This is a genomic window from Pseudomonas sp. SJZ074 (genome assembly GCF_007828215.1).
GTDB lineage: Bacteria > Pseudomonadota > Gammaproteobacteria > Pseudomonadales > Pseudomonadaceae > Aquipseudomonas.
Genome location: NZ_VIUE01000008.1, coordinates 24,816 through 39,294, shown reverse-complemented (window position 1 = coordinate 39,294; position 14,479 = coordinate 24,816). Strand labels below are relative to the sequence as shown.

Here is a 14,479-nt window from a genome sequence, read left to right as displayed (position 1 = left end):
TCATCCGATGTTCGACAGTTTCAGCAGGTGGCGCAGGTCGTTGAGCAGGTCCTTGCCCTTGACCCGGGCGTCGTAGCGCAGCACCAGGTTGCTGTGGGGATCGATGATCCACAGCTGGGCGCCGTCGGTGTTCTGGACATCTTTCTGATAGACCGGCAGGTCCAGCGGGTAGCGTTGCAGTTGTGGGTATTCGCGCTGCAGTTGCGCGTCGTACTCGGCATCCAGCGGTTGGGCGATGGCCAGGGCATGGCTGGCGCGGGAGGCGTCGCGGCCGAGGCCGATCTGCACCTGCCGGGCCAGGTAGACCAGTTGCCGGCAGTCCACCGAGCATTCCTTCGGCGCCGTGACGAGGATCTGCCAGCGCTGTTCATCGGCCTGTACGCCGATCTCGGCGCGGGTCTGACCGGTGCCGATCAGTTCGCCGTGGTAGCTGCGGCTGTCCGGCACCCAGAACTGGAATTTGTACATGCCGGTGGCCAGGATCATCGGGCCGATGACCCCGAACACGATCAGCAGCAATTGCAGACGGCCCTTGCGGCGGCTGTGGGCCGAGGGTGCCTCAGACGTGTTGGTTGGATTCATGGCGCTTCCCATGGTGTCTCCCTGCGTTATGCCATCCGAGATAAAGAAAAAGGCCGAACAGCGCCGCCGCCATGGCGAACCACTGCACGGCATAACCGAGGTGTTTTTCCGGGCCCATGCTCACCACCGGCCAATCGGTCCGGTAGGCGCCGGGGCCGCCTTGTTGGCGCAATTCATAGGCGAAACCGTGGCGGCCCAGCTCGGCCCAGAGCTTGTCCGGCTCGATGGCGGTGACCAGGCGTGGCCACGGTGCACCGCTGGGGTCGGCGTGGAGCTGGAACGTGGTGCCGGGTGCGACGTAGACCCAGGCCTCCAGGTTCAGGGGCTGTTCGGGGGTGTCGAAGGCCGGCGGGGTGCGGCGGTCCGGCCACGGCAGCCAACCCCGATTGACCAGCAGCCACAGCCCGGTCCGGTGGTCGAGAAAGGGTTGCAGCAACTCGACGCCGACCTTGCCGTCGTGCTGGCGGTTATCCAGCAGGATGCTGTGCTCGGGGTCGAACTGACCGCTGAGCTGCACCGGTCGAAAGGCCGGGTCCGCCGTCTGCTGCAGCTCGGCGCTGTCCATCGGCAGCGCCACGCGACGCTCGGCGTAGTTCGCCATGAGCACGCGCTTCTGTTCGCCCCGGCTCAATTGCCAGAAGCCCAGGCACACCATCACCGGCACCAGAATGGCCACCACCAGTGACGGCACGAGCCCCGGCCGGAAGCCTTTCATGGTGCCGCCCGAAAGTCATCGAACGGGAAAGCTATACTCACGTGCATCGCGTCCCCCCGGAGTGTCCCTGATGCTAAAAGCAGCCATCGTCCTGATGCTGATCGCCACGGTTACCAGCCTGTTCAGCGGCCTGTTTTTTCTGGTCAAGGACGAAAGCGATTCCAATCGCCTGATGATCGCCCTGGCGATTCGGGTCAGCCTGGCCGCTGTCACCGTCGGCTTGATCGCCTGGGGCTTCTTCAGCGGCCAGTTGGTGTCCCACGCACCCTGGTAAAAACAGCGCTAGAGCACGTAGACGAAGATGAACAAGCCGATCCACACCACATCGACGAAGTGCCAGTACCAGCTCGCCGCCTCGAAGCCGAACTGATGCTCGTTGTCGAAGTGCCCGCGCATGATGCGCATCAGCATCACGAACAAAATGATCGTGCCGATGGTGACGTGGGCGCCGTGAAAACCCGTGAGCATGAAGAACGTCGCGCCGTAGACCCCGGAGCCCAGGGTCAGGCCCAGTTCCTTGTAGGCGTGGATGTATTCTTCAGCCTGGAAGCCCAGGAACGCGCAACCCAGTAGTACGGTGATCGCCAGCCACAGCTTCAGCGCGCCACGGTGGCCTTTTTTCAAGGCGTGGTGGGCGATGGTGACCGTGACGCTGGAGCTGACCAGCAACACGGTGTTGAGCAGCGGCAGGCCCCAGGGGCTGATGACTTCCTTGGGGGCCGGGAAGAGTTTCGGGTCGGGGTTGTTCAGCAAGGGCCAGGTGAACTGGAAGTTCGGCCAGAGCATATGGGCCAGGCCCTTGGTGCCTTCGCCGCCCAGGGCCGGTCCCGAGACGTGGCGCACGTAGAACAGCGCGCCGAAGAAGGCGATGAAGAACATCACCTCGGAAAAGATGAACCAGCTCATGCCCCAGCGAAACGAGCGATCGAGCTGCGGGCTGTACAGCCCGGCGCGGCTTTCCTTGACCACCGCGCCGAACCAGCCGAACAGCATGTAGGCCACCAGCAGGCCGCCGACAAAGAAGATCAGCGGGCCGTGGGATTCCGGTCGAGCCGCCTTCAGGTCGTTGAACCAGGTCGCCAGGCCATACACCGTGACGAACATCCCGACCGTGGCGATGATCGGCCATTTGCTCTGGGCCGGAACGTAATAGTGTTCGTGAGTTGCCATTTATTGTTCTCCTTATCGGGCACGCTATCGTTCAGTGTTTTGAGCCACCGGTGGATGACGAGCGGTGATATCGAACAGCGTGTAGGACAGCGTCAGGTGCTTCACATCCTTGGGCATGTCCCGGTCGACGATGAAGCGCATGGGCATTTCGATCCGTTCACCGGGTTGCAGCACTTGCTGGGTAAAACAAAAGCATTCGGTCTTGTGGAAATACGCCGCCGCGGTGCTCGGCGCGATGCTCGGAACGGCCTGGGCGCTCATCGGCCGGTCGGTGGGGTTGTGGGCCACGAAGACCATCTCGTTCACCGCGCCCGGCTGCACCACCAGTTGATCGCCCTTGGGGTAGAAGTCCCAGGGCATGTCCACCGCATTGGTCGACAGGAACTGCACGCGAACCTGCCGCGATGCATCGGCCACCTGCTCGCCCTCGTACTGCCCGGCGGTCTTGCCATTGATGCCGAACGCTTTGCACATCACGTCGTAGATCGGCACCAGGGCAAAACCGAAGACGAACATCGCCACCACCACGATCATCAGGCGGGTGACCAGTTTTTTCATCGAAATCGAATCAGCCATGGTTTCCATCCCGTGCACCGGACCCTGTGGGAGCGGGCTTGCTCGCGAAGAACGATAACGCGGTATTTCCGTCAGACCGCGTCGGCCGTTTCGCGAGCAAGCCCGCTCCCACAGGAGGCCTATGTGTCATCTCATTTCACTTCCGGCGGCGTAGTAAAGGTGTGATACGGCGCCGGCGACGGCACGCTCCATTCCAGCCCTTCGGCCCCATCCCACGGCTTGGCCGGTGCCGGCTCGCCGCCGCGGATGGTCTTGATCACGATGAACAGGAAGAAGATCTGCGTAGTGCCGAACATGAACGCGCCGATGGACGACACCATGTTGAAGTCGGCGAATTGCAGGTTGTAATCCGGAATCCTCCGGGGCATGCCCGCCAGGCCGACGAAGTGCATGGGGAAGAACGCCATGTTCATCCCGATGAACGACAGCCAGAAGTGCAGCTTGCCGAGGGTTTCGTCGTACATGTGGCCGGTCCATTTCGGCAGCCAGTAGTAGGCCGAGGCGAAGATCCCGAAGATCGCGCCGGGCACCAGCACGTAATGGAAATGCGCGACCACGAAGTAAGTGTCCTGGTACTGGAAGTCCGCCGGGGCGATGGCCAGCATCAGCCCGGAGAAACCACCGATGGAGAACAGGATCACGAACGCCACGGCGAACAGCATCGGCGTCTCGAAGGTCAGCGAGCCCTGCCACATGGTGCTGGCCCAGTTGAACACCTTCACCCCGGTGGGCACGGCGATCAGCAGGGTGGCGTACATGAAGAACAGCTCGCCCACCAGTGGAATGCCCACCACGAACATGTGGTGCGCCCAGACGATGAACGACAGGAACGCAATGGCCGCCGTGGCGTAGACCATCGAGGTGTAGCCGAACAGCGGCTTGCGCGAGAACGCCGGGATGATCGAGCTGACGGCACCGAAGGCCGGCAGGATCATGATGTACACCTCGGGGTGTCCGAAGAACCAGAACACGTGTTGGAACAGCACCGGATCACCGCCGCCGGCGGCACTGAAGAAGCTGGTGCCGAAATGGATGTCCATCAGCATCATCGTCACGCAACCGGCCAGCACCGGCATCACCGCGATCAGCAGGAACGCGGTGATCAGCCAGGTCCAGACGAACAGCGGCATTTTCATCAGGGTCATGCCGGGGGCGCGCAGGTTGAGGATGGTGGCGATCACGTTGATCGCGCCCATGATCGAGCTGATCCCCATCAGGTGGATGGCGAAGATGAAGAACGTCACGCTTTCCGGCGCATAGGTGGTGGACAGCGGGGCGTAGAAGGTCCAGCCGAAGTTCGGCCCGCCGCCGGCGGTGAACAGCGTGGACACCAGTAGCAGGAATGCGGCCGGCAACAACCAGAAGCTGAAGTTGTTCATGCGCGGCAAGGCCATGTCCGGCGCGCCGATCATCAACGGGATCATCCAGTTGGCGAGGCCGACGAAGGCCGGCATCACCGCGCCGAAGACCATCACCAGGCCATGCATGGTGGTCATCTGGTTGAAGAATGCCGGTTCCACGATCTGCAGGCCGGGCTGGAACAGCTCGGCGCGGATCACCATGGCGAACGAGCCGCCCAGCAGGAACATGGAGAAGGCGAACCACAGGTACAGCGTGCCGATATCCTTGTGGTTGGTGGTCAGTACCCAGCGCATCAGACCCTTGGCGGGGCCGTGGGCGTGGTCGGCGCCGGCATGGCCGTGGTCATCGATCACAGCACTCATGTCCTGTCTCCTTCGAACGGATGGGCTGGACGGCGCGGGGCGATGAGCCCCGACCGGTTGCGGGAACACACGTCAGGCCGGCTCATTTGCTTTCCGCCTGTTTGAGTTCCAGCACTTCTTTAGGCGTGACCATGTCGCCCTTGTTGTTGCCCCAGGCGTTTCGTTCATAGGTCACGACGGCGGCGATATCGACCTCCGACAATTGCTTGCCGAATGCGGCCATGGCGGTCCCCGGTTTGCCGTGGAAGACAATGCTCAGGTGATCGGCCTTCGGCCCGGTGGCGATCTTCGAGCCCTTGAGCGCTGGGAACATCGGTGGCAGGCCTTGGCCTTCGGCCTGGTGACAGGCTACGCAGGTGGTGTGGTAGATCTTGTCACCACGTTCCTTGAGTTCTTCCAGGGTCCATTCCTTGCTGGTCAACTCTTTGAGCTGCGCGGCTTCAGCCTTGCGTTCGCCCAGCCATTTTTCATAGTCGGGTTTGCTCTTGACCTCGACCACGATGGGCATGAAACCGTGGTCCTTGCCGCACAGCTCGGCGCATTGGCCGCGATAAATGCCGGGCTTGTCGATCTTGGTCCAGGCCTCGTTGACGAAGCCGGGGATGGCGTCGCGCTTGACCGCGAAGGCCGGTACCCACCAGGAATGGATCACGTCGGCGGAGGTCACCAGAAAGCGCACCTTGGCGTCGACCGGCAGCACCAGTGGCTTGTCGACTTCCAGCAGGTAGTGTTCGCCCTTGGTGCTCTGGTTATGGATCTGGTCGGCGGGGGTGGCCAGGTTGCTGAAGAACTCGACGTCCTGGCCCAGGTATTTGTAATGCCACTTCCACTGGTAGCCGGTGATCTGGATATCGATCTCCGACTCGCTGGAGTCGTACATCTTGATCAGGGTCGCGGTGGCGGGAATCGCCATGGCCACCAGGATCAGGAAGGGCACGATGGTCCAGAGAATCTCGACGCGGGTGTTTTCGTGGAAGTGGGCCGCGTTCTGGCCGGTGGAGCGGCGGTGCATCATCATCGACCAGAACATGGCGCCGAAGACGATGAGGCCGATCACTACACAGATCCAGAAGATGGTCATGTGCAGGTCGAATACTGCATTGCTGATCTGTGTCGCTCCAGGCGCCATATTCACAGTCCAGGCAGCTTGCGCCTGGCTGAAAATCGAACACAACAGGAGGCCCATCCAAACATGTGGATGTCGCGTCATTGCGGGTTCCCCTTATCGTTCTTGTTATCCCGTAGGCATAAAGCCTGCGGCAAGGAGAGCGGCTACATCAGACTACGAACTCGAACCGCCATGCCTTGCTGCCGTACATCGGGTTCATCAGCTAACTCCATTCAGAACCGAGTATAGACAGCGACTGCAACCTCGCAACGCGATGGCGTAAATCGTTTGAAACAGACAGGACTTGCGCTGGAAGCCGCGAATGGAGAAGGATGCGAAACCAGATGATGGCAAACCGATATAACAGCGACGCATCAAGGAAGAGGCAGTTATGACAAATAGGTCTTAGGCGTGTTTATTCGCCAGCTAAGTTATGTCTTCCCTATTTCATTGCCTTTGTTTTCCTGGAGTTGTCATGAACACCGCCGCATTGCGCGAGCAGATCCAAAAAGCCCAACAACACGAAGCCGAGACTGGCCAGTTGGCCCGTCAGCTGGAAAGCCAGTTACCGCACCTGCACCGGGCTATCCAATTGCCAGAGACGAACGCCAACGACGTCCTGGCGCGGTTTGTCGCCGCCTACATCGATGAAGTTCCCGACCTGCTGGATGCAGCCAACGAGGTCGCCAAGGAGGCGGGCATCGAGCCGCAAATCAAACCGGTGCTGAAAATCGCCGAACAGTATTTCCTCCAGCCGCCGACGATCATGGCCGGCCATGTCGGGCTCGACAGCCTCTTGGACGAAGCCTACCTGGCCCATCGATTCGTCGAAGAGGTCAACGACCTGTACATCAAGCATTTCGGCCAGCCATTGATCCCCTTGGACATGACGGTCGCCAATCTGATTGCCCACCAGTTGATCGGCGAAGCCTTTGCCAACCAGCTCGATGAAGTGGTGCATCACGCCTTTGACGAGATGCTCAACGACGAGACATTTGCCTTGGAGTCGGTGGAAACCTATCGCGAGAAACTCAGCAGCCCGCACACCGGCGCCGCCTGGAAGCGCTGGCCGTGCATGTCGCGGCGCTTGGGTGTGGGGTTGGAGCTGGATCAGCCGGCGGCTTGATCCAGAGCTGATTCTCCACAAAAAGCTGTATTTGTTACAAAACCCTGTGGGAGCGGGCTTGCTCGCGAAAGCGGAGTGTCAGACAACCACTTCGTTAGCTGATACACCGCTTTCGCGAGCAAGCCCGCTCCCACATTTGTTCATCAGGATGCGCTCCGCTTTCAAGCCTTGAAATCTCTCATCGAGGCAAAGGAATTCGCGATCTTCCGATAGATCAAGTGATCGTCCAGGTCAGTGTCGCCATCGCTGTCGGCGTCGTTGGCGTTGACGACTTCTCGATAGAGTCCTTTGTTGTAGCCGCTGACCGTCACGACTGAGTCGGGGGCGGTCATGTCGGAATCTTTCTTGTAGAGGCCGATATTGACGTTGGGTAGTGCAGCGTTCTGGCTATTGCTGCCAAACGAAACCATGATGCATTTGTACAGCCGCTTCTCATCCACGCTACTCAACGTGACCATGGCGCTGGCCAGGTCGGCGGCAAGGGTGTAGTAGGACGCGTCATCTGCGTCGATGTCGTCGTCGCCTTCGACATCATCCACACCTTCAGCGGTTTCATATCTGCCATTGGCATCGGCATAGGCCGTGACGACGACATCGGGCTTGAGCCCAGGCCTGTAGCCATTGTTATAGCGAGAGATTATGGCTTCGGACACGCCATCTTCATTAGAGTCGTTGAACTTGTATACCAGTGTGTAGTTCATGGAATGCTCCATGGGAGATAGGGAAGATACCTCCTCTACAAACTAAATCTGGCTCAACGGATGCGTCTACTGTCATAGCTGACAGGTGTACGTGGGTATACCCGTTCCAAGTGCCAATCTGTGGGAGCGGGCTTGCTCGCGAAAGCGGAGTGTCAGACAGCCTCTTGGTTAGCTGTTACACCGCCTTCGCGAGCAAGCCCGCTCCCACATTCGCACATCACGGTGTCAGGCAGAGGCTGCACCAACCCCGGCCGTTGTCCGCAAGCGTCCCTCCAACCGGCGCTTGAGCCCGCGGGATTCGATCAGCAGCTTCGATCCTTTGCTGGCGTTCGCCCGGCCCCATTCTTCCAACAGCTCCAGGCAGGAGTGGTCGATGTAGCTCAGGTTGTTGAGCGGCACGTGCACCGTCACGCCTTGGGGGATGGTGCCCAGCACCTGGGTCAGCGCCGGCACCTTGAGAAAGGTCGCCGCACCGACCAGGCGCAGTTCCATCTCACCTTCCCGAGGAAGATCGACCAGGCTGATTTTCAGTCGCGAAGCTTTCCAGGCCAGTTTCGCCAGGGTCAGGCCGAAGCCGATCAGCACGCCGGTCAGCAGGTCGGTGAAGATGATCGCCAACGCCGTCGCGGCATAGGTGAACATCGGCATCCGGCCATAACGGCCCAGGCCGCGAAACGCCTTGAGGTCCACCAATTTGAAGCCGGTGTAGACCAGCACGCCCGCCAGGCTCGCCACCGGAATGCTTTGCAGCACACTGGACAGCAACAGGACAAAAAGCAGCAACCACAGGCCATGGAAAATCGTCGACATCCGCGTAGTGGCCCCGGCCTGGACGTTGGCCGAACTGCGTACGATCACCCCGGTCATCGGCAAGGCACCAAGCAGGCCGCAGAGCATGTTGCCGATGCCTTGGGCGGACAGTTCGCGGTCGAAGTCTGCCCGCTCGCCGCTGTGCATGCGGTCCACGGCGGCCGCCGACAGCAGGGTTTCGGCGCTGGCGATGAACGCGACCGTCAGGGCAGCGACCAGCAACATTGGATCAGCCAGGTTCATCAGGTCTGCGGGGCGCAGCCAATCGATGGCTTCAGCGAGGTTGTCCGGCACTTCGACCCGCTTGACCTGCAGGGCCAGCACGAGGCTGGCAACGGTGGCCAAGCTTACGCCGAGCAAGGCGCCGGGTATGAAGCGCAGGCTATGAGGGCGAAACTTTTCCCACAGCCACATCACTGCAATCGTCGACAGACCCAGCAGGCCGGCCTGCCAGCCGAACGACGGCAACGCCTGGGCGACTGCGCCGGGGAACGCCGTCAGGTTATCCAGCCCTGACGGCTTGGGCGCCGCATCGAGCATCACATGAACCTGGGACAGCACGATCAGTACGCCGATACCCGCCAGCATCCCATAGACCACAGCAGGTGCGGTGACCCGGAACCAGCAGCCCAGGCGAAAACGCCCGGCCAGCAATTGCAGGAACCCGGCCAGCAACAGGATCGGCCCGAGCATGCCTACGCCATGTTGGCGCACCAGTTCGAAAACCAGCACTGCCAACCCGGCGGCCGGCCCGCTGACTTGCAACTTCGAACCGGCGAGAAAGCCCACGATCAGACCGCCGACGATGCCGGTGATCAGACCCTTGGCGGGCGGCAGGCCGGAGGCAATGGCAATGCCCATGCACAAGGGCAGCGCCACCAGAAACACAACCACCGAAGCCAGCAGCTCCCGTGGCAGAACAGCTTTCAATTGAGCAGCACGCATGGTGACTCTCCCGAAGATTCTTCAGGCATGGCAAGGCCCGCCCGCTCGAAGAGCAGGAAGGCTTGACCACGCAAGGATTTATTTAGGAGCGATTAGAAGCGCGCTTTGGGCGTCGCGACCGGGATCGGATGGCTGCCATCGAGCGGCAGGAAACGACCCTGGTCCGCATCGAAGGCTTTGATCTCGCTGGTCTCGATGTTGTACACCCAGCCATGGATGAACAACTGGCCGCTGGCCATGCGCGAGGCCACCGAAGGGTGCGTTCGCAGATGCTGCAACTGTGCGATCACGTTTTCTTCGGTGAGGACGGGCATGGTCTGTTTTTCGTCGCCGCATGGGCAGTTGTCGTGGACCATGGTCTTGGCCACTTCGGCGTGGCGCAGCCAGGCTTTGACCGTGGGCATTCTTTCCAGGGTTTCAGGGTTGAGCACCGCACGCATGGCGCCGCAATCGGAATGGCCGCACACAATGATGTGCTGTACCCCAAGGGCCAGCACGGCATATTCGATGGCGGTGGAGACGCCGCCGTTCATTTGTCCATAAGGCGGAACGACGTTGCCGACGTTGCGGGTCACGAACAAGTCGCCTGGGGAGCTGTGGGTGATCAGCTCGGGCACGATGCGCGAATCGGCGCAGGTGATGAACATCGCTCGGGGCGATTGGGCGGTGGCGAGTTTCTTGAAGAGTTCTTCCTGCTGCGGGAAGACTTCGTGATGGAAATGCAAAAAGCCGTCAACAATATGCTGCAGCGCTGCATCGGCGGTTTCCGCCTCGGGTTGGGCTGAAGCCGACGCAGCCAACGGCTGTTTATCCTTGTCACTCATGATTCATCCTCATAACGCCAGTGGCTGGTTAAAAAACATCCAGGTCGAAGGGTTCGACCCGTCAGTCACTCGATGAATAAGGTAGCGGTTGAAACTTAACTCAAACTGAATCGGAGGCTCTAGGACAATGATTTCGGGCATGACCTAAAGTGCAGGTGCCTTCCTGTCCGACCTGTGCTGCTGGGCAACTTCAGTCAAATCAGCGACATCTGCCGACCCGGCGGACAAAACGCCTCGCAGTCGAGATTGTAACCTTCGCGCCGGTCGAGGCCCAAGCGCTTGATCGCCTTGGCGAAGCGCTGGGCCAGCAGGTCGGCAAAGGGACCTTCGCCGCGCATGCGTTTGCCGAACTGGCTGTCGTACAGCTCGCCGCCACGGCTCTGGCGGACCAGGCTCAACACATGGGCGGCGCGCTGCGGGTAGTGGGCCTGCAACCACTCCTCGAACAGCGGCGCGACTTCCAGCGGCAGGCGCAGCATGATGTAAGAGGCACTTTGGGCACCGGCGGCATGGGCTTCGTTCAGCAGGCTTTCGATTTCGCAGTCGTTGATCATCGGAATCATGGGCGCGCACAACACCCCCACGGGAATGCCTGCCTCCCGCATCACCCTGATCGCTCGCAGCCGCGCCTTGGGCGCCGCAGCGCGGGGTTCGAGAATACGCTTGAGCTCATCGTCCAGGGTAGTGAGGCTGATCATCACTGCCACCAGTCTCTGCCGGGCCAGCTCGGTGAGCAGGTCCAGGTCCCGCAGAATCAGCGAGCCCTTGGTCACGATGGTCACCGGATGACGATAGCGCAGCAGCACCTCCAGGATCCGACGGGTGATGCGCTGTTCGCGTTCGATGGGTTGGTAAGGATCGGTATTGGAGCCCAGGTTGATCGGCGCGCATTGATAGCCGCGCTTGGAGAGCTGCTCCTCAAGCACGTCGGCGGCGTTGCTCTTGGCAATCAGCCTGGTTTCGAAATCCAGCCCCGGCGACATGTCCCAATACGCATGGCTGGGCCTTGCATAGCAGTAGATACAGCCGTGTTCACAGCCCCGATACGGGTTGATCGAACGATCGAAAGGGATATCCGGCGAAGTGTTGCGGGTGATGATGGTCTTCGCCGTTTCGAAACTCACTTCGGTGCCTTGGGTCAGCGGTACTTCCTGATACCAGCCATCATCCTCGACCACCGAACGACTTGGGGCGAAGCGGTTGTGCGGATTGGCGGCGGTGCCACGGCCGCGAGGCGGAAGGGGAACTGACATGGGGAATACTCCAATGCTGTATGTGCATACAGTATCGCCTGCCTTCGGATTGGACCAGTGCCATTCAGCGCCTGAGCGAATGTTGGCCCATTTGCGGACCGCAATTCACAACACTTTGACGTCCTTGTTACAGGTTTTTTACCGGGACGGGTCGAAACTGCTCCACCTCGAATTCCTTTGTTTGCGGCCTTCTCTGCATGTTCAAGCTCCGCTCCCGTTCTCTGTGTTGCCTGGCTTTGCTGATGGGGCTGGCCGGGCCTTACGCCCAAGCCGCTGATGTCGTACAAACGAGGCCCGCCGAGTGGGCGCAGCCGGTGGAAAAGGATTACAACCTCTACCAGATGTCACCCACTCTTTACCGCAGCTCCCTGCCGGATGGCGGAGCCCTGCCCCTGCTGACGAAGCTTAGGATCGGTACGGTCATTACGTTCCTGCCGGAATCCGATGCGCGCTGGCTCTCCACCCCCGGCATCGAGCAGGTACGGTTGCCTTATCGCACCAATCATGTCGACGACAGCGACATCCTCCGGGCCTTGCGTGCCGTCCAGGCCGCCGAAGCCAAGGGGCCCGTGCTGATGCACTGCAAGCACGGTTCTGATCGCACCGGGCTGGTGGCGGCGATGTACAGGGTGGTGGTGCAGGGCTGGAGCAAAGAGGACGCGCTGAACGAAATGACCGAAGGTGGTTTCGGTGACAGCCATCACTTCAAGGATGGGGTTCGTTACATGATGCAGGCCGATGTGGACAAACTCCGTCTTGCTTTGGCGAACGGTGAATGCAGCACCAGCGTGTTCGCCCTTTGTTCCTTGAAGAGCTGGGTCAATTCGACCACCACAGCCCATCACCTTGAGCCGCAAATCATCCTTCCCGAGCGCTGATCGGTGATGTGCCTGAGAAGGCGGCGATGGAGACGGATAACGGTCGTGAGTCACCTGGCGCAAAAATGGTTTCGCGTAACGCGCGGCCGGTTGTGGGGTTGAATATGCCGTCGTGCTTGAACCGCTGGAACACGTTCATGGCCAGTTCCTTCGCCCAGACATAGGCGTAGATCGTCGCCCCGTAGCCGGTCACCAAGTAGTCCAGGCCATTGGGCCAGCGCTCGTTCGGGGACACCGGCAGATGCCCTACCTGCGCGTTGGCTTGGTCAAATACTTGCTGGACGGTCCGTCCGTCGCCGTGGGTGCGGTGCAGTTCGATGTCGAATAATGCGCTGCGCAACAGCACCGCGGTTTCCCAACTGGTCTGGGTACGGGCGAAGGTCAGCAGTTGAGTGGCGACCTCGTCAGGCATCCTTTCTCCGGTTTGGTAGTGCTTCGAGATCCGCACTAGACATTGCCTGGAGAAGCACCATTGCTCGAACAGGATCCCGGCAAATTCGGCGGTATCGCGAGACAGACTGTTGATGCCTGATAGATCGCGATAGTCGGCGCGGGTCAGGACATGCTGCAGGCAATGGCCGAATTCATGGAAAAGGATTCGCAGTTGCAGATGATGGAGCAGGACTGGGTCTGGTCCTTCGCTGCGCGGCAGCCAGGCATGCAGCGTGGCGATGGGATGCCTAGGACGCCCCTCGGCGGTGATATGGCGGTTTCGCAGGGTGGTGGTATTGGGAAAGCCGTCTCGGTTGGTGTCCGAAAATGGATCGAGATAGATGTAGCCAATGACCGTGCCCCACTCGCTGACTTCGAACAGACGCACGTCCGGGTGCCAGGTCGTCACATCCTGTCGCTCGACGAAGTCGACGCCGAACAACTCCGTCGCCATCCGCAACAGCTGGGCAAACGTGGGCTCCAATGCAAACCAGACACTCAGTGTTTCCTTGGACGCGCCTGCTGCTTGCTGGCGAAGTCGATTCGCCAGGTAGGCGTAGTCCCAGGGCTGGAGGTCGCTGAGACCTTGCTGCGCGGCAAAAGCCTTGAGCTGTTCGGCGTCCTGTTTGAAGTGGCGCTGCTGTCGTTCGAGCTGTGCCCGTAGGAACGTCATGACTTCTTCGGTGGAGGCGGCTTGCTCTGGCTCGATCGCCAGCTGGGCAAAGTCCGAATAGCCCAGGGAGGTGGCGTACTGATGACGGTCATCGAGCAATTGCCTGAGTACGTCGGTGTTGTCGAACTGGCCCGCGTGTGGGCCTTGATCCGATGCGCGGGTGCTGTAGGCCTCGTACATCTGTTGACGTAGGAAGCGGTTGTCGGCGTAGTGAGTGACGATGCCGAACGATTCATCATTAAGCGTCAGTAGCCATCCCGTTTGGCCGGCTTCGCGCGCCTGACGGGCCATCTGTTGCTTGAACCGCGAAGGCAGGCCGCTTAGCTGGGCTTCATCGTCAAAGGTTTTGCGCCAGGCCCGGTTGGCCATTTGCAGGTTTTCCAGGAATAACCCCTGGACCTCTTTAATGCGCAGCTTCAGCAGGCTCTGGCCTGCCGGCATGTCCTGCTGAAATTGGCGCAGGATTTTCTTCAGGACCCGCGTGCGAGTCGGTGCGAAATGCCTGGCGATCTGACTGTCCGCCAAGCGCCGATAGAGCTCGAACAGGGTGGGGTGTTGTTTCAGCGCAGCCACGAAATCATGTAACCGTTCACTGCAATCCAGGGAAGCCCGGGCCCAGGCGTCCCCTGTCCGGGTCGTAGTCAAAATGTGCAGCAGGTAACCGAAGCCTTCCAATCGTGTGTGGATTTCATCCATGGCCAACACGAGGTCGTCCCAGGTGGGAAAGGGCGTCTGGGTCTTGATGATGTGGGCCACCTGATCGCGGCTTTCGGCAAGCAGCCGGTCGAGAGCGGGTAAGAAGTGTTCGGCTTGAATCTGCGAAAATGGCGGCAGGTCATACGCCTGCAGCAGGGGATTATCATCGTGGGGCATGGAGAGCCTTCCTGTCTGTCTGGGCTGGCCAGTCTGGGCAGGAAGGCGTGAGGCCTGGCGGTATATATGTATCGCTCCCGGGCCGGGCG

The 14,479-nt window shown here is 60.5% G+C and carries 14 protein-coding genes; 3 read left to right on the top strand and 11 right to left on the bottom strand.

Annotation, left to right across the window (positions count from 1 at the left end):
* Both FBX99_RS11600 and FBX99_RS11595 read right to left on the bottom strand, forming a co-directional pair.
* The gene (locus tag FBX99_RS11600) at nt 1-594 is read right to left on the bottom strand and encodes a hypothetical protein (RefSeq protein ID WP_145131644.1); all 594 of its coding nucleotides are present in this window, start codon (nt 592-594) and stop codon (nt 1-3) included.
* Nucleotides 560-1,297 (bottom strand): SURF1 family protein, encoded by a 738-nt coding sequence (locus tag FBX99_RS11595; RefSeq protein ID WP_145131642.1) that lies wholly within the window; start codon nt 1,295-1,297, stop codon nt 560-562. Before FBX99_RS11595 ends, FBX99_RS11600 begins: the two co-directional genes overlap by 35 nt.
* Before the next feature lie 70 nt (nt 1,298-1,367).
* On the opposite strand from FBX99_RS11595, the gene FBX99_RS11590 reads away from it, so the two are divergent.
* A complete protein-coding gene (locus FBX99_RS11590) occupies nt 1,368-1,571 on the top strand; it encodes a twin transmembrane helix small protein (protein ID WP_144930885.1) in 204 nt (67 codons plus the stop codon).
* An 8-nt stretch (nt 1,572-1,579) separates the two neighbouring features.
* Here the strand turns inward: FBX99_RS11590 and FBX99_RS11585 are convergent, their stop codons facing one another.
* The 4 genes from FBX99_RS11585 to coxB form a co-directional block, all read right to left on the bottom strand.
* Nucleotides 1,580-2,467 carry a cytochrome c oxidase subunit 3 gene (locus FBX99_RS11585; RefSeq protein WP_047704028.1) on the bottom strand — a complete coding sequence of 296 codons (888 nt, stop codon included), beginning with the start codon at nt 2,465-2,467 and terminating at the stop codon, nt 1,580-1,582.
* Nucleotides 2,468-2,491: 24 nt separating this feature from the next.
* Entirely contained in the window at nt 2,492-3,043 is a 552-nt protein-coding gene (locus tag FBX99_RS11580; RefSeq protein WP_047704029.1) for a cytochrome c oxidase assembly protein, read from the bottom strand.
* A gap of 131 nt (nt 3,044-3,174) precedes the next feature.
* Complete coding sequence (gene ctaD, locus FBX99_RS11575) at nt 3,175-4,767, bottom strand: cytochrome c oxidase subunit I (protein ID WP_144930880.1); 1,593 nt, start codon at nt 4,765-4,767, stop codon at nt 3,175-3,177.
* Nucleotides 4,768-4,849: 82 nt separating this feature from the next.
* Entirely contained in the window at nt 4,850-5,977 is a 1,128-nt protein-coding gene (gene coxB, locus FBX99_RS11570; RefSeq protein WP_144930879.1) for a cytochrome c oxidase subunit II, read from the bottom strand.
* Between the two features lie 373 nt (nt 5,978-6,350).
* On the opposite strand from coxB, the gene FBX99_RS11565 reads away from it, so the two are divergent.
* A complete protein-coding gene (locus tag FBX99_RS11565; protein WP_144930877.1) occupies nt 6,351-7,001 on the top strand; it encodes a hypothetical protein in 651 nt (216 codons plus the stop codon).
* 161 nt (nt 7,002-7,162) lie between these two features.
* On the opposite strand, the gene FBX99_RS11555 is transcribed toward FBX99_RS11565, so the two are convergent.
* The 4 genes from FBX99_RS11555 to FBX99_RS11535 form a co-directional block, all read right to left on the bottom strand.
* Nucleotides 7,163-7,702 (bottom strand): hypothetical protein, encoded by a 540-nt coding sequence (locus FBX99_RS11555; RefSeq protein WP_145131639.1) that lies wholly within the window; start codon nt 7,700-7,702, stop codon nt 7,163-7,165.
* A 225-nt stretch (nt 7,703-7,927) separates the two neighbouring features.
* The gene (locus FBX99_RS11545; protein WP_145131637.1) at nt 7,928-9,457 is read right to left on the bottom strand and encodes a SulP family inorganic anion transporter; all 1,530 of its coding nucleotides are present in this window, start codon (nt 9,455-9,457) and stop codon (nt 7,928-7,930) included.
* A 92-nt stretch (nt 9,458-9,549) separates the two neighbouring features.
* On the bottom strand, nt 9,550-10,281 hold the full coding sequence (locus FBX99_RS11540) for a carbonic anhydrase (protein WP_144930871.1): 732 nt from the start codon (nt 10,279-10,281) through the stop codon (nt 9,550-9,552).
* 194 nt (nt 10,282-10,475) lie between these two features.
* Nucleotides 10,476-11,534, bottom strand: a complete 1,059-nt coding sequence (locus FBX99_RS11535; protein ID WP_145131635.1) for a PA0069 family radical SAM protein — start codon at nt 11,532-11,534, stop codon at nt 10,476-10,478.
* Nucleotides 11,535-11,731: 197 nt separating this feature from the next.
* Here FBX99_RS11535 and FBX99_RS11530 point away from each other — a divergent pair, with 197 nt between their 5' ends.
* A complete protein-coding gene (locus tag FBX99_RS11530) occupies nt 11,732-12,412 on the top strand; it encodes a tyrosine-protein phosphatase (RefSeq protein WP_144930867.1) in 681 nt (226 codons plus the stop codon).
* Here FBX99_RS11530 and FBX99_RS11525 read toward each other — a convergent pair.
* On the bottom strand, nt 12,393-14,390 hold the full coding sequence (locus tag FBX99_RS11525; protein ID WP_145131633.1) for a M3 family metallopeptidase: 1,998 nt from the start codon (nt 14,388-14,390) through the stop codon (nt 12,393-12,395). The genes FBX99_RS11530 and FBX99_RS11525 overlap by 20 nt on opposite strands.
* Nucleotides 14,391-14,479 lie beyond the last annotated feature (89 nt).